This window comes from Spirosoma fluminis, assembly GCF_054778895.1.
Window position 1 is genome coordinate 719,688 of sequence record NZ_BAAGZD010000041.1, and the last position, 20,256, is coordinate 739,943.

At 51.6% G+C, this 20,256-nt stretch carries 13 protein-coding genes; 2 read left to right on the plus strand and 11 right to left on the minus strand.

All coding sequences use genetic code 11. From position 1 onward, the window contains the following. Window positions 1-41 precede the first annotated feature (41 nt). From ACYVBJ_RS24960 to ACYVBJ_RS24970, 3 genes are all read right to left on the minus strand, one after another. Window positions 42-3,950 (minus strand): beta-ketoacyl synthase N-terminal-like domain-containing protein, encoded by a 3,909-nt coding sequence (locus tag ACYVBJ_RS24960; protein ID WP_460985008.1) that lies wholly within the window; start codon window positions 3,948-3,950, stop codon window positions 42-44. A 553-nt stretch (window positions 3,951-4,503) separates the two neighbouring features. Then, window positions 4,504-5,286 carry a response regulator gene (locus ACYVBJ_RS24965; protein ID WP_460985009.1) on the minus strand — a complete coding sequence of 261 codons (783 nt, stop codon included), beginning with the start codon at window positions 5,284-5,286 and terminating at the stop codon, window positions 4,504-4,506. Window positions 5,287-5,348: 62 nt separating this feature from the next. Then, window positions 5,349-7,151 (minus strand): histidine kinase dimerization/phosphoacceptor domain -containing protein, encoded by a 1,803-nt coding sequence (locus ACYVBJ_RS24970; RefSeq protein WP_460985010.1) that lies wholly within the window; start codon window positions 7,149-7,151, stop codon window positions 5,349-5,351. Between the two features lie 341 nt (window positions 7,152-7,492). Here ACYVBJ_RS24970 and ACYVBJ_RS24975 point away from each other — a divergent pair, with 341 nt between their 5' ends. Together ACYVBJ_RS24975 and ACYVBJ_RS24980 are read left to right on the plus strand one after the other, a co-directional pair. Continuing rightward, window positions 7,493-8,017 carry a Dps family protein gene (locus ACYVBJ_RS24975; protein ID WP_460985011.1) on the plus strand — a complete coding sequence of 175 codons (525 nt, stop codon included), beginning with the start codon at window positions 7,493-7,495 and terminating at the stop codon, window positions 8,015-8,017. Window positions 8,018-8,104: 87 nt separating this feature from the next. Next, on the plus strand, window positions 8,105-9,289 hold the full coding sequence (locus ACYVBJ_RS24980) for an Nramp family divalent metal transporter (protein ID WP_460985012.1): 1,185 nt from the start codon (window positions 8,105-8,107) through the stop codon (window positions 9,287-9,289). On the opposite strand, the gene ACYVBJ_RS24985 is transcribed toward ACYVBJ_RS24980, so the two are convergent. The 8 genes from ACYVBJ_RS24985 to ACYVBJ_RS25020 form a co-directional block, all read right to left on the minus strand. Then, window positions 9,278-10,678, minus strand: a complete 1,401-nt coding sequence (locus ACYVBJ_RS24985; protein WP_460985013.1) for a hypothetical protein — start codon at window positions 10,676-10,678, stop codon at window positions 9,278-9,280. The genes ACYVBJ_RS24980 and ACYVBJ_RS24985 overlap by 12 nt on opposite strands. Before the next feature lie 78 nt (window positions 10,679-10,756). Then, window positions 10,757-12,181 carry a hypothetical protein gene (locus ACYVBJ_RS24990; RefSeq protein WP_460985014.1) on the minus strand — a complete coding sequence of 475 codons (1,425 nt, stop codon included), beginning with the start codon at window positions 12,179-12,181 and terminating at the stop codon, window positions 10,757-10,759. Between the two features lie 27 nt (window positions 12,182-12,208). Beyond that, complete coding sequence (locus tag ACYVBJ_RS24995) at window positions 12,209-13,468, minus strand: hypothetical protein (RefSeq protein ID WP_460985015.1); 1,260 nt, start codon at window positions 13,466-13,468, stop codon at window positions 12,209-12,211. A gap of 42 nt (window positions 13,469-13,510) precedes the next feature. Next, window positions 13,511-14,371 (minus strand): hypothetical protein, encoded by an 861-nt coding sequence (locus ACYVBJ_RS25000; protein WP_460985016.1) that lies wholly within the window; start codon window positions 14,369-14,371, stop codon window positions 13,511-13,513. Window positions 14,372-14,632: 261 nt separating this feature from the next. Beyond that, window positions 14,633-17,731: a ligand-binding sensor domain-containing protein gene (locus tag ACYVBJ_RS25005; RefSeq protein ID WP_460985017.1), complete on the minus strand. Its 3,099-nt coding sequence runs from the start codon at window positions 17,729-17,731 to the stop codon at window positions 14,633-14,635. Window positions 17,732-17,736: 5 nt separating this feature from the next. Continuing rightward, the gene (locus tag ACYVBJ_RS25010; RefSeq protein ID WP_460985018.1) at window positions 17,737-18,351 is read right to left on the minus strand and encodes a response regulator; all 615 of its coding nucleotides are present in this window, start codon (window positions 18,349-18,351) and stop codon (window positions 17,737-17,739) included. 474 nt (window positions 18,352-18,825) lie between these two features. Continuing rightward, a complete protein-coding gene (locus ACYVBJ_RS25015; protein WP_460985019.1) occupies window positions 18,826-19,263 on the minus strand; it encodes an ester cyclase in 438 nt (145 codons plus the stop codon). A 420-nt stretch (window positions 19,264-19,683) separates the two neighbouring features. Then, window positions 19,684-20,232, minus strand: coding sequence for a hypothetical protein (locus tag ACYVBJ_RS25020; protein ID WP_460985020.1), 549 nt, complete (start codon window positions 20,230-20,232; stop codon window positions 19,684-19,686). Window positions 20,233-20,256 lie beyond the last annotated feature (24 nt).

Below are 20,256 nucleotides of genomic sequence, written 5' to 3' on the forward strand. Positions count from 1 at the left end.
GTATTGGGTTTCTGCCTGACGCTCGGTAACCGGACCGGAACTTACTTTTTTACGCCAGCGCCCTCCAGCCCTGTCGTCATTTTCGTGACCAGATAATCGACAATCTGCTGCAGCGTACGCAGTTCGGCCAGTTCCTGTTGCTTCACTCCTTGTACGGACGGATGGGTTTCGGTCATGGTACCGAAAATCTCCACCCGCTTAATCGAATCAATACCTAAGTCAGCCTCCATATCCATGCTTAGATCCAGCATTTCAGCCGGATAACCCGTTTTCTCGGCCACCACCGACAGTAAGCTCGTCTCGATACGCTTATGATCAACGCCCGGTTTTGTGTCGTTCGCTACGGGTATTTCGGCCGCGACCGGTGGTACGTTAACGGGCGGAGAAATCTGTCCGTTGGCTGGTTGACCTGAACCGCTGACCGCTTCCGTTGCCGGAGACGGTGCGGCATCCCCGTTGGCCACTCCCCCACTCTTCATTTTCGAAGCCAGGTAATCGACAATTTGCTGCAAGGTGCGCAGTTCGGCCAGTTCCTGCTGCATCACGCCTTGTACGGCGGGGTGAGCTTCGGTCATGGTGCCAAAGATTTCCACCCGCTTGATTGAGTCAATGCCCAGGTCAGCTTCCATATCCATGCTTAAATCCAGCATTTCAGCGGGATAGCCCGTTTTTTCAGCCACCACCGACAGCAAACTCGTTTCAATACGTTTGCGGTCGATACCGGCTGTCGGCGCGGGGGCCGCGGGAGGTTCGGCGACAACCTGCTGGGTAATTACGGCTTCGTTCGTCGAGCCGTTTCTTGTCTCATGCTTTCCATTGGGCGACCCTATAGGCTCATGATGATACCCATTGACAGGCTGAGGAACAGGTCGAACCGAGGTCGAATGTCCGTTTGTCTCCTTGGCAGGAGGGGTATTGTTCGATTGGACTAAAGTCGTTAACAGAGCCTCAATTCGGTTTTGCTGTTCCTTTAACGCGGCTATGTCAGCCTGCATCTGGGTTAATAATGGATTCATAAGTTCGTCTTCGTCGTCAGTTTGAAGGATAGGATTCAGATCGATTGCGGGTATACTCAGGGCTTGCGCGTACCGCTTCTGCGTGGCTTCGGAAACGAAATTATGGCCACTGATTTTAACGGTCAGGCTGGCTTTGGCGGCCGGTTCTGCGTAAGGCTGCGCAAACGAATCGAAGCCCTGCACCGCTACACCCAGCACAGCAAGCTGAGCAACCGCTTCGCGTACTTGTTTATCGCCGTCTTTTTTGGCGTTGGCATTCAGCGAGATCACGGTATGGGCCTTTTCTGCCAGAATCTCCCTGACCAGATTACCCAAAATATTCTTTGGCCCAAATTCAACGAACACCCGCCCGCCCTGGGCATAGATGGACTCGATCTGTTCGTTGAAACGTACCGGCTTGGCAATATGGCTCGCCAGCATATCCTTGACCTGTTGCGGATCTGTAGGGTAGGCCTGCCCAGTTGTGTTCGAGAAAACGAGACCGGAAGCGGGTGAAACCGTAATGCGTCGAATCGCATCGGCAAACGGCCGCTGCGCCTGACTCACTAAGGGAGTATGAAACGCGGCCGACACCGGCAGCAGCGTGGCCTGGAATCCGCTCGCCTTTGCGGCTTCCTGAAACCGGACCAATTCGCTGGTCGCTCCGCCCAGCACCAGTTGGGCGGGTGAGTTAATGTTCGACAACCACACGTCTGGATAGCCCTGCAGCAACTGCTCTATGGCGTTACGTTCTCCTTTCACGGCCAGCATGCCGCTCGGCTGACCCGTAGCAGCCGCAGCCATCGCTTCGCCCCGAATTTTCGACAATCCATAAAACGCATCGTCGTCAAGCACACCGGCTGCCCACAGGGCGGTTAACTCGCCGTAACTATGGCCCGCGTATAAATCGGCTCTGAAGCCGACTTGGGTCAGTAATTGATACAGACCGGCACTTAATGCCCCGATGGCGGGCTGGGCAAACTGGGTTTGTCGAAGCGCTGTTTCCTGATGCTGCTCTTCTTCGGGAGAGAAAACCGGAACGGGGAACACAACATCAGTCAGGAGACGTTGGCCTTTGGCCTCAAAAAAGCGATTCGCCTGGTTAAAAGCCGCTCGAACGGGTGGATAAGCACTGGCCAGATCGACGCCCATGTTCACGTACTGCGCCCCCTGCCCCGAAAACAGAGCGACTAGTTTTTGATCGGTAGGCAGTGCGGCACTACGGTACCAGATGCCTTCGATGGGGTGCTGCCATTCTGCCTGTCCGGCATTACGTTCCAGAAACTGAATTGCCCGGCTTATTTTCTGGCGGGCCTCCTCAACGGAAGAGGCAACAAACCCCAGGCGGGGGTTATGAGCCGGAATTTTTGCGTCCGCCGACTGATGCGCCAGCCGCTTCAATTCAGAATCGTCCTCCTCGGCCGTTAGCGACGTCAGTTGTTGCCGACAACTGGCCAACAAGCCAGCCTCTGTCGAGTCATGCAGCAGGATCAGGTGATGCAGCGTATACTGTCGATAGTTTTTGGCTGACTCTTCGCTAAGTTCTTCCAGTGTAAGGTGCAGATTGACGCCCCCGAACCCGAAGGCACTCACCGCAGCCCGCCGGGGCAGATGCGCTGCTTTCCGGAACCAGGGCCGGGTTCGGGTGTTGATGTACAGGGGAGAATCAGCCAGTCCCAACTGCGGATTAGGCTGCGTTACGTTGATCGTGCCGGGCAGAATTTTGTGGTGCAGCGCCAGGGCCGCTTTGATCAGTCCGGCAATGCCGGCAGCCGCTTTTGTGTGGCCAATCTGCGACTTAACGCTTCCCAGGGCAATATGACTGGGGGTTAAGTTCGATTTTCCGAAAACCATCTTCGTCGAGGTCACCTCCGACAGGTCGCCCGCTATCGTTCCGGTACCATGCGCTTCGATCAAGCCAACCGTAGCCGGATCATAACCTGCTTCGTCATAGGCCCGTTGCATGGCGATCGCCTGGCCATGCGGGCGGGGCGCGTAGATACTTTTGAAGCGCCCATCGCTCGATCCGCCTATGCCGCGAATGGTTGCATAAATCCGGTCCCCATCCCGAATGGCGTCGGCCAGTCGTTTACAGACAATCATGCCCAGCCCTTCGCCGATGAGCATGCCATCCGACTCCTCATCGAACGGCCGAATCTGGCCTTTCCGTGAGAATGCCGGAGTTTTGCTGAAGCTCATGTACATGAACGGCGAGTTGTTGGCGTCGACTCCGCCGGTCAGCATCATGTCGCACCGCCCTTCAATCAGTTCGCTCAGGGCCATTTTAACCGCGCTCAGCGATGCCGCACAGGCGGCATCGACCACGGAATTGACACCACCGAAGTCGAAGCGGTTGGCGATACGTCCCGCAACTACGTTACCCAGCAGACCCGGAAACGTATCTTCCGACCACGGTATATAAGCCGCCTTTATTTTGTCGATAACCTGCTGAATCTGGGCCTCCGGCATACTGATGGACTCCAGCGCTTTTCGCCAGACGGGCGCTTCCAGCCGGGAGTTTAAGGGCAGCAGCAGATTCTGCCCACCCCCAACGCCTAAGATAACCCCTGTTCGTTCGCGGAGTTTAGCGTCCAATCTTGCCGAACCCGGCGCATAGCCCGCATCAATCAACGCATCCCGGGCAACGACTAAACTTAGCAGTTGCCCCGTGTCGGTAGATTCCAGCAGATTCGGAGGCATGCCAAACTCCAGCGGGTTGAAGTCAATTTCGGGAATAAAGCCGCCGACCTTGCAGTAGGTTTTATCCGCAGCCGTCGGGTCAGGGTCGTAATAATCGTTGATCTTCCAGCGATTTTCCGGTACGTCTTTAATGCTGTTCACGCCCTGGATGATGTTGGTCCAGTACGTTTCCAGGTTTTTCGCGTCGGCAAACACGGAGGCCATACCCACAATGGCCACCGGATTCTGACGTAAAAGAAGATTTGTATAATCCATAGCCGGATGTTCAGGCAGGTAAGGTTGGGAATAGTTTATTTTGTGTCAGGCCAGTTTTCTCTCTTGTAATTCTGGATACGCTCTTCCACATTTATCAAGGATACGCCTAATTTCCGGCACAACCAAACCCTGATTTTGTCATCTGACAATTTATGAACTATAGTTCATTTATCCGGACAAGCTGTGGTCTAAACCGACTGGCAGGCGCTACGTCCAGACAGACTACTGAGCTGTGGTCTATCAAACTAGAATAGTACCGGACTAATACGTAGTCAACACAGGAGTCAGCGCTATGAACTAACCAGTTCAAAGGTAGAGCCTATGGGTAGACTGTGCTGGAAAATGTTGTGAACGACGGCAATTGGTATGCGAATACCGGCAACGTACCCGTTACATCTGCCGAAAACTGATACCGGTCATTCAGACAGGATTGGCGGCTGCGTAAAACCCTGCGCGGTTGGTTTACCTACCGTCTGCTATAATTCCACGACCAGCTTTGCGGTTAGGTTAATGAGTTCTTACAGATCGCCTGACTTACGTCTGGGAATAGACTTTACCGGTGCATAAAATGCTGTAAAAATTCATCCTTATAGCTTCGACCGAGCGGAATCAAGTGCGGTCCGATTCCGACTTCGGCCTCATTGAATGAGTCAACTTTGTTGATATTAACGGCATACGAACGGTGAACCCTGACGAATTCGGGCTGGTTGATACGTTCCAGTACGCCACTCAGCGTGAGCCGAAGTACGTATTTACGACCATTTGTGAACAGATTTGTGTATATACTGTCGGCTTCCAGATACAGTAAATCACCCAGGCTAACTTTTACGAACTGATAATTCTGCTTTATAAACAGGTAATCGTTGATTTGCAGGATCGCTTCACGGCCGAGCGGATCGCGGCCGGACGAGGGCGAAGCCAAGGGTTGACTAACGGAAGCAGCGGCTGGCCGGGCGGTGAAATTACAAATCGCCAGTTCGATGGCTGTCCGAAGGCTGTGCAGCTGATAAGGTTTGGTGAGGTAGGCCGCCGGGTACGTTTGTTTAGCGCGCTCCAGCGTTTGCCGATCGGTTAGCGCCGTCAGGTAGATGACTGGTACGGGCCGCTCTGCAATCAGATGATGAATGGTCTCGACTCCGTCCCAGTCGCCTTTTATGGTAATATCGCACAGCAATAAGTCGACGGGCTGGCGTTTGAACAGGTCGAGGGCTTTGCGCCCATTGTTGGCCGTACCCACTACGTCGTATCCTTCGGCTTCCAGGGTATCGCTTAGTTCCATGGCCAGAATAGGCTCGTCTTCCACAATCAAAATTTTGATACGTTCATCAGGACTCATAACCCTATTGTTAATGACATTCGAAACTGTTGACTGGGGTATCCAGGCGACTAAGTTCAACCTTACGAACGAACGGTAGGCATCTGTAGCCGGAACAGCGTTCCATTTTGCTTGAGTAACTCAAACTCACCTTCCAACTGTTCGCTGAGGGAAGCAATCAACCGCTTGCCAAACGAGGCTTTCGCACCTTTTCGCTGCCAGTCCGCCTGATCAATACCGGGCCCGTTATCCTGCACTTCCAGAATAATCGTCGGCTGGGGTGCGCTCGTCTGCCGTCGTAAGTCGATACGTAACAAAGGCCGCTGAGATACTACGTTGGTGTAGGCATACTTAAAGGCATTCGTTACCAGCTCATTAACGATCAACCCTAACGGCATGGCCATATCAACGTCCATATCCTGCTGCTCGATGTTGAGTTGTAGGTCAAACTCGGAGGGCTGATAGTTATAAGCCAGCATGAGACTTTCGGCCAGATCAGCCAGGTACTCCCGCATGTTAACGGTCGTTACGCTGTCGGTTTGATAGAGCCGCTGATGAATTAGCGACATAGCCTCGACCCGCTGTTGCCCAACCCGAACGGCCTGCACGGCATTTTCGTCATCGAGCCGGTTCGACTGTAATTTGAGCAGACTCGACACAATGGCCAGATTATTCTTAACCCGATGGTGCAGTTCCCGCATCATCAACGCCAACTGGTCGGCCTGCTGCTGAATCTTGGTCCGGCTTTTTTGCAGACGCCGATAGAACCAGTACAACCCGCCCAGCAGGAGCGTCATCAGGATCAGGCTGCTGCCGCCAATCCAGATTTGTTGTTGCTGCAAGGCATTTGTAGCGGCCAGCTGCTTAATATTTTCTTCTTTCTGTTGGGTCTGATAGCGAGTCTCCAGCTCGGTCACCTGCTGGTTTTTGGTGGCATTGAATACGCTGTCATGGCTGGCTACCTGACGTTTATAAAACAAAAGAGCCTGTCGGTAGTCGCCCCGTTTTTCCCATATCTGACTCAGGTACCCGTTCACCTCGTCCAGAACTGTATGTTTGGCGGTACCGGTACTATCTACCCAGGCCAGTGCCCGCTGGCAGGCCTGTTCGGCTTCGTCCAGCTTGTTCTGAGGGATCAGCACGGCGGGCAGACTGGAATACACGTATCCCCGTACATAATCATCTTTATACTGATCGGCATAGGCCAGCACCTTCCGAAACGTTTGTTCGGCCCGCGCATACTGCTGCTGTTTTTTGTAGAGTATAGCCAGATTGAACAGCGCTCCGTAATAGGTAGCTGTATCTTTCTGTGCTTTATAGAACGCCAGAATTTTCTGCGTATAGACCATCGCCTGGTCGAAGTGCTGACTGTGCCCCTCCAGGTTAGCCATGTAGCTGTACAACTCGTTCAGTTCATGTTCATAGCCCCCCTGTTTCGCCAGTTCGATACCGTACAGCAGATAGCGCCGGGCTTCGGGCAGCTTGTTTATTCCATCGTAGGTAAACCCAATAAAAGCCGCTGTCCGGGCCTGTTTCTGCCGGTTACCGCTTTTTTTGAACGTATCCAAGGCTTTCAGATACCAGCGGATAGCCTCATTGGAATCCCCCGTTGTCCGGTACCAGTAGCCTATTGCGCGGTAACCCAGCCCGATATCGTCCAGATCATTAACTGCCTGGGCCAGGGTCAATGACTGCTCATAGGCTTTTCGGGCGGGCATCATCTGACCCGCGTTTATTAGGGAATCGCCGATGTGGCGAAGGGTCCATAGCTTAACGGAGTCGGGTGCGTTGTTCAGCGAAGCAGGCAACAAATCCGACTGCGCCCGTAGCCAGAGGGGAGCGAAAACCAGCAACAGAACAGCTGCCAGCGGAAGGAATCGGGTCATGGTTAGGTAGAGGAATAAGCTAAATAAAAGAGAAAAAAATTAGAAACCAACTTATAGATTTATAGTCATCCATTTGGATATATATGCTAAATAGACCACCAGCTGGCAGGGCCATGAGCGATCGGTTGGTGGCGCACAACGCTAGAGGTAAAAGCGAGTTCGCTTCCCTGGCTGAAGTGGCTACCGCGCAGCAAGGCATGGAAGCAGTGACTATGTGAGCAAAATCAGGTCTGACATCGCTCAGAATTAATAAAGCCCGGTTAGTGACAACGCTTCTATAAGTTCCGGCAACAATTTCAGAGCAGACGGGTTATCTGACTATTACTTATCGACTCATTGTTATGACTACCGATTTGAACAAACCAGAAACACAGGATAAGGCTGTTAAAAACATAAAGCCTAACATTGGTCTTGATCAGGACGTACTGAAAAAAGACAACGAGATGCTCAACGCATACTTGTCTGATTTGCACGTGCTGTACATTAAAACCCGTAAGTATCACTGGAACGTAGCGGGACCAAGCTTTAAAGAGTACCATGAGTTTTTTGAAGAGCAGTACAAAGCTCTCGAAGAAATGATCGACCAGGTTGCCGAACGTATTCGTACGTTAGGGGGCAAACCGTTTTCGACCATGGCCGACTTCATTGGTGGCACCAGCCTTGAGGAAGATCAGAGTGGTGAGGTAAAGACCATGAACATGTTCGAGCGGCTGCTCAGCGACCATGAACAGATCACGCGTGAACTGCGCGAAGATGTCGACAAATGCGATGAGGAACTGAAAGACGCTGGTACGGCCGACTTCCTGACGGGTTTGATGGAAGCCCACGAAAAAATGGCCTGGATGCTTCGTAAATATCTGTCGTAGTACGAACTACATACTGTTCATGAGCGGTGGTTGATGAATGTTGGTTAAATTTCCAGCATCGATCAACCACCGCTCATTCTTTTTGTTGTGCCTAAAGCCCTTTCCTTCCGCGCTGGTCTTGGCAGCGTATTGTTCTGGTCCGTCATTTCAGCGGCTTTTATTGGACCCGGCTCGGTCACAACCTGCGCCATGGCTGGTTCTCAGTTCGGTCTGCAACTCATGTGGGCGCTGACGTTCTCTACCCTCGGCACCATTGTCTTACAGGAAGCAGCCGCCCGAATCACCATTGGATCGGGCCTGAGCTTAGGCGAACTACTTGTTCAAATATACGGACCGCGCGTTCGCTGGCTTGTGACGCTTCTGTTCGGTGCGGTAGCTCTTGGTTGTGCGGCCTACCAGGCAGGCAATATTCTGGGAGCGGTTTCCGGCTTACAGCTTCTCACTGGTTTTTCAGCGCAGATCCTTACCGTTTGCGTCGGTATTGTCTGTATCGTGCTACTCTGGCAGGGCTCAACCCGGCTTATTGCCAACCTGCTTGGTCTTATCGTGTTTAGTATGGGGATTGCCTTCGCTTATGTAGCGACCAGTGCGTCGCCCGGGATCGGGGCGTTTGCCTCTGCCTTAGTAATTCCCTCCCTCCCGCCCGATTCCGCGGTGTTAGTCATTGGCCTGATCGGAACTACGATTGTCCCCTATAATCTTTTCCTGGGTTCCGGTATCGGTAAAGATCAGTCGCTGGCAGAGATGCGTTGGGGGATCAGCGTGGCGGTAGTGATCGGCGGCCTGATTTCGATGGCTATACTTATGTCCGGTACGCTCGTTTCCGGCGACTTTACGTTTCAAACAGTCGCTCAGACGCTTAGCCAGCGGTTAGGCAACTGGGCCGGTTTCTTATTTGCGTTTGGTCTGTTTGCAGCCGGTTTCACGTCCGCTCTGACGGCCCCGCTTGCCGCTGCGATTACCGGGCACAGCATCCTGGGCTTGCCAGAGGGCTCAACCGGTTATCGTACCATCTGGCTTAGCGTAATGGGTATTGGGTTACTCTTTGGCCTATTAGGAGTCAGGCCCATACCCGTTATCGTGCTGGCTCAAGCGGCCAATGGTTTGCTTTTGCCCATTGTGACTACCTTTCTTCTGATCGCGGTTAACAACAAGAATGTGCTTCCTGATGGCTACCGCAATAGCCTATGGCAAAATATAGCTATGGTTGTTCTGGTAGGTGTAACAGGCTTTCTTGGCTTACGCAATGTGTGGCTGGCGCTATTTGTTTAGCTTTTCGGCCAGGCTAAACAACGTATTAGTCAATTTAGTCCATTCAGAACTGGCAATCATCCGTAGGCCTAACCGTCTCATTTCGATCAATACAACTTTGCTTCCTTTTGTATAATCCAGTGATTTCGATATGGGAACAAACAGGACTTCGTCGCCCTTTACCGACTTGACCGAACAGGATGAACCCGCGAAGTCTTTGGCCTGCGTCAACGGCGTGTTGTCAACAATCATTTTTATAAAATCAAACCAGGTCGGACGTTTGGTATACACGCTCCAGTGAAGACTGGCTTTCGCCGGAAATAACTCGCTGGCTTTTCCAAAAGCTAAAATATCGTCAGCCGGTTTAAATTTGTAAGCAAGTCTAAACACATTGAACTGCTTTACGCCGTCGAAGTAAAGTTCTTTAAAAACCTGCTTTTCGGGGTCGGATAAGTCAGCAAAAACAAGCCGGAAATGATTCTTCACATTCAGCGGGAGATACGCTTTCGCAAACTGTTCATAGTCTTTACTGTCAACGGGCAAAACACCCGTAACGAGGTAACTGACCATCAATATCACCAGTCCTTCTAAATCTTTAGTATAATTAGTTTCGGTCACTAGAGTCCCGTCGGAGAGTTTAGTTTTACGACGAATGTGATACCGTCGGCTTTTCTGAACAGCTTCCAATGCTTTGTATACGGCATCACTCCGCAGTCCCAGCCGATATTTGGAATGGCCCGAGAGCGGAAACTTTGACTTATCGAACTTTTCTGTGCTTTGAATATGTACAACAAGCTCGCTGATTTTTGATAACGGCACCGCCATTGTTACCTGAGCGGAAGCTCCCACCGAAAAAATCTTCTGTCTGTAATACGTGTACTGGCCCTCAATCGGAAATATTGATTGTATGTCATAGCTGGCTTTCGAAACCGGACACACTTCACCCTTAATCAGATACTTTGGATAAATGCTGATGGGGCGGCCTACTATCTTTTTACCAACCTTATTGGTTTTGTAAGGAGCGGTGTTGGTATTGGGGTGAAGCGTTGCCTTACGACACAGACTATCGAACTCCTCGGTCAGCTTTACGATAGCCAATAAGGTTGCCTGCATTTCTTTTTTGCCAGCGGCCGTTACCTCAAATGGCTTAGTTCCGATTTCGATTCGGTTCCCATCTCCTTTTAGCCGAAATCCGTCAGCTTTCGTAGTGTGGGTCGTGATCTTCTTGCCATCCGTTTCGTAACTCACATCGGCTGGTGGCGGATCAACTTCGCTAGCACCGTAATTGATATCAAACTCAAACCCGATGGTTGGCGCTGACAGAGCCGCTTTTGCTTTGGGTTTTGCCTCAAAGTCATACGCTCTTCCAGTTAACGCTATTGCCTCTCTGGCAATCAGATTCCGTTCCATAATTCACTGACAATTATAAGATCTTGAAGCTTTCTGTAGAGACGAATGTACATCAGGTTGTATTGATACGTCATAAACTCATACCATAGCCGCGGCTTTTTCGGGTACGGTACCGTAGGCATTGCGATAGCCTTCCACGAGACCTTCTACGTCGTTGAGCCAGACATCGAGCGTAGAGCCGGTCGCGATGGTCGTAAGTTGGGTCAGGTCGGCCGTTTCGATGTCAGTCAGCAGGCGGTAGCCGTACGAGGCACAATTGTCGTAAACGATAAAGCGGTTGCTTTCATTCAAGGTCAGTGAACGTTTGCCAACCATAATATCGTAAGCCGCCGGGATAAATTCCTCGGGCTTATCGTACTGCGTCGGAATGCCGATCTCGGCTTTGAGCATGTTGACCAGGCAAAGCGTCGCATGTACCATGGCAATGCCCAGAAACGTATTGATCTGGTTACGGCCGTATTGGAAAGGCTCGAACTGCTGTTTCAATACGTTCATGGTGTCACGGATAGAGGTTTGCGTAGCGACCGACGAGCGGGGTAGTATGGTACCCGATTGCGCCTGAATGGCCTGCGCCAACTGCTTGGTTTTATAATACTCCAGCATGTAATCGATCAGCTTGTTGAAGGTGTTCATGAACCCGGTATTCCGCTCACTCTCAATACCCAGGTTGTTCTCAATGGATACGCCTAGTACGCGCTGGTACGTACAGATGCGATCGCGCAGGTTCGAGCTTATGCCCAGTCGATGCAGCGTGCAGATCATGTCCATCAACTCCGAATAGGCGATGGCAACGGCTTTGTCATTGACGCGACTGCCTGAGATCGTGTACTTGCCCCGGTAATTGTAATCGTCCATCAACGCACCGAGAATTTTGAAAATACCCATCCGCTCGTAATAATACAGCCACATCACAGCCCCCACCGTCAGGCCGTTGGTCCGATACGCGATATCTAACGTAGGGGGCAGCTGGTCGGTCGGGATTGAGGTGACGCGTTCGTAGCGAAAACTCGGGTTCAGGAAATAGTCCGTCGGGCCAGCATCGAAACACCCCTCGTAATACGCCTGCCGCACCGCCATTTTGGCTTTCTGCACCTCTTCCTCTTTCTCGATGATCTCCTGTTCGGCCACCTCACGGGCTTTGCCGGTAACCTTATTGCTGTTTCCAAGTCCCAACAGGGCAGTTTTGGCGTTTTGCAGGTCAAGTTTGGCGTTACCCAGATAGTCCTGTTTGGCAGTTAAGGTCGCTTTCGCGTCGGTAATGGCTGCGGTCGTGCTGACATCGTTCTTTTCGTCGAGGGCATTTTTGTAAATCACGCTGCCCGAACACGCGCCAATGGTTAAACAGTAATTTTTATTCAGAAAAGTCGGCAGATTAGCACCGTACTGGTTGCCGTATTCGAGCAGGACGCGGCTCAACAGTTCATTGTATTGGCTTCGGATTGCCCAGGTCTGTATATTGTTCCAAAAGAATGTGTTCTTCGGCTCCTGAAATAGCTTTGCCATTGTCTTAATTTTTATGCGGTTTACGATTTACTTCTGCGCCAGATTTTTTAACCACTCGTCCATTTGCTGATCAATATCGGTTTGCCGAACAGTTCGGGTTTCACGCATGAGCCGAAACACCGCCAACTGAACGCCGATCGGCTGTCTTTTAAATTGATCACTGCTTATGCCTACCGGTGTTGCCATGCTTTTGAGAAAAGGCGGGGTCAACGTATCGAGGGCGAACAACGTTGTTAACGGCTTATTGCCCAGCTTCCTGAATCGGGTGGTCAACAGGGCCTTACTAACCACGGGTATGCATTGCCGGGCTCCGTTAACCAATTGGCGGGTGGTTTCGTCCAGGCTTCCGAGCGGATACAAACGAACCCATTCTTCCTCCCAGGCATCCCAGTCGCCCCGTCCCCAGAGCTGTCGACACCAGTCCGTCGACATCAGAAACCGCAGGTACGAAGGCGGATGGGGCTGAAGGGTCGATACGTTGAACATCATATTGGTCGGCAGCATCAACACGTCGCGTACGCTGCACGTTTGCCCCATTCCCGACAGGCAAAACGCCCAGAAGTCCGGCACAATTTCTTTCGACCAGTTCGCGTACAGATTACACAGCAAGGGCGTAGCAGCGGTTTTTTTTACCGCTTCGTAAAACACCTGCTGCCACAGGCCAACCATATTCAGCTTGACGACGGCCTGATGCCCAGCCTCGTGAAAAATGGAAATGAGGTTATATTTCTCGTTGATCCGGCTGTAGGGGATGGCAATGACCGGTATCGGGTTCGATGTATTCTGGTTTATACGAACTCCTTCGCGCAGGGTCGAGGCTCCAAATCCTCGGTCGCAATACACCAAAGGAGGTACCGTAATGTCGGCAATGTTGCCCCGCTGGAGTGCATGGGCGGCAATGGCATCGCAGCCTTTAAGCAGCGGACCAATATCGTTGCTCAGCCGCTGGGTCAGAATATCCATGAACGTATCATAGAACCCATAAGCCGTAGTCAGTTCAACCTCCAGTTCGCCCAGTCGGTTAATAAGCGTCTGCCGGATGATCGGGTCGTTACGTTCCGAAAAATACTTGTCGGTGTAAACGCGCAACTGCTGCCTTATCTTGGTTGAGACGGTACCTAACTGCGACTCCAGCACTTCCCACTGCTCGGCCGTAATGTCCTGATGCGGCTGCAGCGCGAGCATCTTCCGCAGGCTGGTCAGTAAACGCGCCCGGGTTCGGAGCGAGTCTATCTTCAGCAACAGCGACGCATCAATTCGGCTCGGTGTTTTTGACCTTGTTTCCACCAGATGACATGGCTACAGGATGAGACGGTTCAGCAGTTGCCGTTACACACGTTTGTAGGTGATGGTCACGATCTTATACAGGCCATTGTTGGCGTCCTTCACCTTACGGTCGACGCGTTTGTAGCGTGCTGTTGCCGAACCGAGCCGAACGGTACGCTGCGCTTTGCGAAAAGCGTTTTTGGCCGCCTGATTCATCTGGGCCCTGGCCTGGGGCATACTTCGGCTGAACGATGTTCGGCTGATCTCATCGGCAAAGTTGGTATACGCTTCTTTGGCTAGGGCAACAGTATCCCGGGCCGCCTGCCGGGCTGCCTCATCGGTTTCCATTTCCTGGTTTCCCAGCACCGCCCCCAGAGCAACACCGGCCCCCGGCACGATGGCATTGAGCGCCTGCGGACCAAATTTCATGGCCAGTGTTTTCAGCAGGCCCCGCGGGTCTTTCGTGACTTGTTTAATTGCCGTCATCAGGTTGCCACCTCCCGGAATGGCCCCCAGGGCGGTTTTGGCTAGTGGTGCTAATTTCTTTCCCCATTTTTTCAGCTTGCTCCAAAAGAAATCGCGTTCGACTTCGTGCATGACCTCGTTGAAGTCGTTCTCGAACTCAAATTCGTTTTCGTAATTGTTGGTAAAGATTTCATACAAGCGGGCTTCGTAGCGGCCTTCGGGCGTGTTCTCAAATTCATTGTCCGATTCAAATTCACCGTCAGCTTCAAACTCGGACAGGTAATCGGCTTCACTGTCGCTTCCTGTTGGGCTTTCAAACTCCTGGTCCGTCTCCCACTCGCTATCAATCTCCGACTCGTCGTTTACCAGTTCAAATTCGTTGTAGCTTCCGGTCGATTCTCCATCCATTTCGAACTCCTGCTCGAATTCACTCAGATAGTCATTTTGATACCCCTTCATGATTATGAGAATTTAACTAGTTGTCATTGCACACACCAGAAAAAGCGCAGGGCGTTAAAGCAGCAGAAGGCCCGCCACCGCCACAACTGCGGCCAGAACCGAGATAATCAGCCAGATAAGAGCGTAATAATCTTTCCCTGACTTCATCGTGAACTGATGATTTTACCAACCAAAGGTCAGGGTATAGCCGTGGGAAGGAAATACCAAGATGACGGTATTTCGGTACGTACTTCTACGTAAATGCAGTGAGCGTAGCGGCAATTAGCTTTCTACCGGCACCGATATATCAACGGTAGTGCCTTGATTATGAACTGACTGAATTTGGCAGGTGCCTTTCAGCAGGGTTATCCGCTGCCGGATATTTACCAGCCCGTTACCCTTGATCTGGTCAGTCAGGGGTTTGTCTAGCCCGCAGCCATCATCGCGGTAAGTCAGCCGAAGGGTATTCGTAGTATAGCGCAGATCAAGCCAGACAGTATCGGCGTTGGCGTGTTTCAAGGCGTTTTGCACCAGTTCCTGCACGACGCGGAACAGATTAATCTCCACGTTTTCGGGAAGTCTCAACGGAACGTCCTCATCAGCATCAAACATTACGTTCAGGCGGTTACTTTCGTTGATGAGTGCCACTAATTCGGCAATTGTGGGCACCAGTCCCGACTCGGTCAGGCTGCGCGGATGCATATCATGAATAATACTCCGAATCTCATCCAATGAGGTTTTAAGAACAGCAATCGAGCGACGTTTCAGCTCATCAAGGGGCAGGGCCGGGCTGCCCAGCGACGTCAGATACATTTTCAGAACCGCCAGATTAGCCCCTACCCCATCGTGCAGTTCTTTGGCAAAGCGCTGCCGTTCGAGTTCCTGCGTTCTCACCGAAACGGCCAGCTCATGCGCCTGGTTAAGCTTCAGCCGATGAACCCGGTACCGGTAAACACCATACAGCCCACCAATCAGCAAGGCGATGAGCACCAGGCGGAACCACCACGCCCCCCAGAAAGGCGGCTTAATGATAATGGCCATCGACGCGCCCTGCTCGTTCCACACCCCATCGTCATTACTGCCGCGTACGTGGAATACATACTCACCCGGCGGCAGTTTGGCGTAGTTGACCGCATGTCGGTACTGGGCGTTTACCCATTCGTTGTCGATGCCCTCCAGCCGATACAGGTACTGATTCTGTTCGGGGTTCGAAAAGTTCAGGGCGGTAAATTGAACGCTGACAACGTTCTGGTCGTAGCCAAGTATCAGCTTTTCCTGATTCGGCGCATACGTACTGTCCAGCACCGTTACGTTGGTTATGCGTACGGGGGGCCTGAACTGATTTCGTTGCAGCGCTTCCGGTCTGAAATAACTGATTCCCTTCACGCCCCCGAAGAACAACGTACCATCGGCTCGTTTATACGCGCAATCAGCGTTGAACTCGTTGCTGGGCAATCCGTTGTTTATGTCATAATTTTTGATAACACCGCGGATCGGTGAAAAGCAGGTGAGACCCTTGTTGCTGCTCAGCCAGAGAAGCCCTTGGTTATCTTTCAACATTCCATAAATAACATCGTTGGGGAGCCGGAAAGCCGCCTTACCCTGCCGGGTTGATACGTGCTGGCGGACCGTCAGCGTCGCTTTTTCCACGGCAAAAAGCCCGCAGTCGGTGCCGACCCAAAGCAACGGCCCATCTTCGAGCAGACCAAAAATATTGGTACACCATAAGCCGTTCCCCACCCCTACGGCGGCAACTGTCTTCGTAGCCGGGTCGTACCGAATTAAACCGTGGCCGAACGTGCCTAACCAGATTCCCCCCTGGTTATCTTCGTGAATCAGGCGAATCACGTACCGGGAAATGACCGCCAGGGCCGGTATGTCGGCCCAGTTTTTCCAGCGTTTGGTTTGCCTGTCAAATCGCGCCAATCCCCGATCGCCACCGGTCCAGACTTCGGTCTGATTACGTAACGCCTGCACGGCATAGAGATACATCAGTCCGCCCGACGTATCGTCCGGGTACGCCCGGAACGACTGATCACGGAGCGTGTACGCACACAGCCCCTTACCCGTCGCCAACCAGATCCGTCCGCTGGAATCGGCCGACAGATCATAGACTTGCCCGTGCAGAAGGCTGTTCGGATTGGCCGGGTCGGGTAGAAACGTTGTTAGTTTTTCTGTGCTTAGGTTATACCGGCTCAGGCCACCTGTCTGCGTGCCGATGTACAGATCATCGCCGTATTCAAGCAGGGAGAAAACCATATTATCAACCAGACTTGACTGCGGTTGATCGGCATCGTGTTGCAGGCGGTGAAACGAATACTTACGCGGATCATATTTATCGATACCTCCCCCACTCAGGCCGACCCAGACGATCGACTGCTCATCCTCGTAAAACGACAATACGTAGTTCTCGCCCAAGCTCTGCGGATTGTTCTCGCTGTGTCTGACGTGGGTAAACGACTGCTGAACCGGACTATACACCGAGATACCGCCCGTACGGGTGCCGATCCAGATCCTCCCAGCCCGGTCGCGTAAAAAGCAGACAACCTCGTTACTGCTCAGGTGCTGATCGGTTTTCCCGGCGCTATACTGACGAATAGCCGTAGGCTGAAACGGCTTATCGACGACGTAAATACCGGTTCCATACGTACCAATCCACAAACGGCCGCTGGTATCGAACACTAGTGCCCGCAGGATTGCCCGGGTCGGCAGCCGATACGTTTTCTCGACGCCGACCGGCTGTAATCGGTCCAGAACAGCATCGAAGTAATAAATTTCCCGGTCGGTAGCCACCCATAGGGTTCCATCGGGCGCTAGGGCAAAGTCCGCCAACGTATTTTGCCCGGGCAGATACGTCTTGATCTCTTTGGTACGCGGATCAAAGCGGTATAATCCCTTTTCGTCGGTTATGATCCAGATCCCCCCGGTCTTATCTTCAAGCAACTTTTCAATGGAGGTGGTGTCGACCAGGTGATTGACCTGAAACACCCTGCTGAACGTATCAAACTGTATGGGTGAGCCGGGTTTAGCTGTATATAGATTCAAGCCCCGGGTTGTGCCAACCCACAATCGACCGCGTCGATCAGCCAGTAAGGCCTGAATGAAATTGGCATTTAAGCAACGGGCTCCGTCGGCCCTGAAGACGGCAAAATTGTAGCCATCGAAGCGGTTCAGACCGTCCTGGGTGGCAAACCAGCGAAAGCCATCAAAACTGGTTATGGCATAGCCGCTCCCCTGCGATAAGCCGTTTGTCTGCGTATGGTGTTCAAAGTAAAAGGGCGAAGTAGGCGATTCTACGCTTGTACGCGGCTTTACCGCCTTCCGCTGAGCCTCAGCCCCGAAAACAACCAGCAGAAAGACGATGAAGACGTAACGAGCCATTTTTATTAGATCAGGTGATTACTCTTGGCGTACAGCGTCAGCTCGACGTTGGTGTGAATGCCCAGTTTTCGGTAGATATTTTTGCGGTGCGTTTCCACCGTTCGGGTGCTGAGAAAAAGTTTTGAGGCAATCTGGTTGGTAGTGCTCCCCCGGCTGATAAACTGAATCACTTCCGTTTCCCGATCGGTAAGCAGGCGTTCCCCGTTTCGTTTTTGTGCCGTCAGCAGCTTAAAATAAGCCGCAGGCAGGTAGTTTCCTCCAGCACATACGTTTTCAATAGCAGTGAATAACTCTTCCTGGCCAGCGCTTTTGATGCAGTAGCCAGCAGCACCCGCTTCCATCATCCGCTGGATGGCGTGCAGATCATGCAGCATAGAGAGAGCAATCACCTTTGTGTGCGGGTGCTGGTGCCGAATCAATTTCACCAGGTCAAAGCCCGAGATGTCCGGCAAGTCGATATCCAGCAATACGATGTCGATTGAATGGCTGGCCAGAAAAGGCGCAACGGCCGAGCCGGTATGTACAATGCCCGCTACCTCGTACCGAATGGCATGCTCAATCAGGAATTTTACGCCTTCGGCAAACAGGAGATGGTCGTCAACAATCAGGATGTTCGGCATAAGACGTACTGAATAATTGATTAAACGGTCAGTCAGCGCACATATTAAACTCTACGCAGTCCAGCCGCGCACCCATAAACATCTCATTATGTTGGAATCGTTTTCCACTCCGTATCGCCCATATAGCCCTTTCGTAAGGGGAATTGGACAGAGCAGAACCGTAGGTCAGGCGTGAATAACTTTATCGATCAAAGATGTAGTATTTACGACCTTAATCGACAAACCTTTTAGCGACTGGTCATGGTATCAGCCTGAACGTATTGTTTAATAACGTCCTGGCTTAAAGACTAATACCCCCAGGCACTGATCACTATTTTCGTCTTAAAAGCCTATTCGACCAAAAACAAGATTACGCCAGATGTACCTGGCCGGCAATATAGCTGACTGATACACCTGGCGTAGGTAAGTAATCTGGCTTTTGAAACAACAGATGCTTTGGCTCTCGCCACGGGTCAGGCAAGCGGACGGATTTGCCTAGCTACCCAGTTGCTTTGTGAAACTGGCATGGTCCCAGTGAATGGTCAGTTCCTGAATCTGGTCAGCGTCGTTAAAGCGGAACACAAACACATGGTCCGAGTTAAACCGGCATCCCTGATTGACAATGCCCATGAAATCGTTCGCCTGCGTACCGCTGATTGTTACGTTGGCTACAATCGTATGGTCCTGTGTGTTCAGGCTGTCGACGGTGTTGCTCAGGTCAGGAAAGCAGTCGATCAGTAAATCCCAGACGGTCTTGCCAAACTCCCAGAACGAGCCACGACCGTCCTCGCCCATCGGCAGAAAATGCACGAGCGCATCGGGAGCCGCCAGCCCGATCATCCGGGCGGTATCGAGATCGTCGTAGGCGGTAAAAAAGGCCAGACATGCCCCCTTGCGGCTTAATTCGGAAGTATCTTGCTGTACAGTTTGCATGAGTTTACCTGGTTTATTTGTTGGTTAGATATCTCTGTTTTTATACATCCGGTGGGCAGCCCAATTAACCTATTGTGTATCTGTACAAGTCTGAACTAAGCCTATCAGCCGGATAACGTACAGGCGATGAAAGTTTTTATCACGTTCGGAACTTCAGTCGTTACGTTCTTACCAATTGGTCTACTGAGCAGTTGATGAGTACGTAATGACCTAACAAATCGAATCAGTTTCAGACGATGTGCAACGATTGAGATGTTGGTAGTTATTTTGTTCGGGCAGATGAGCTATATTCAATATACTGAGGTGATAACCAGCGGCACACCTAAAGATAGCCCTCTGATTATCAAAGCGCTAACAAGTAAAAAATAGCTTTGCAGCGCATTAAACGGAATGACGTTGATAGGTACTCCTAATCCACAATTAGAAATTGTATATGATACCGCCCTTGCCACGTACTATCTTAATATCAATTTTACCACTGAAGCTCCGCATCAGACCGAGTGACATACTCATACTGGTTTCCGTCGCCACGTGAATGATAGGATTGCTGTTAGCTTGATATGAAGTCTCCCAGAGTTGGTCGGCCAGTGACATTAATTCAACTATCTGCATAGCCATCTCGTGAAAATCCTTTATGGCTTTAATCCCCTTGAGAACCGTTCGAATTTTAGCCGGGTACCCCACCGGCAGATCAGTCCCCAAACTCCACCCGTGGCCCAGCGATTGTCCTTCCACCCAGCCTAAATTGTAGCCAACATTGAAGAAAATAATAATTCCAAAGCTAAAAACACCTCCTACACCGGCTCCTAAACGTAGGTTTTCACTGGTAAATGTTAGGATGTTATGGCTAGGATCGTCCATCCGGAACATCATCCCGTCGTATTTATCTGTTCCTGCAATAAATGCATCCTCGGTTTTTTTAGCAAAAAAACCGACCCAGGTTCTTTGTCTGCTCAACACGTTTGCCATAATTATGGATTACTTAATGGTTAC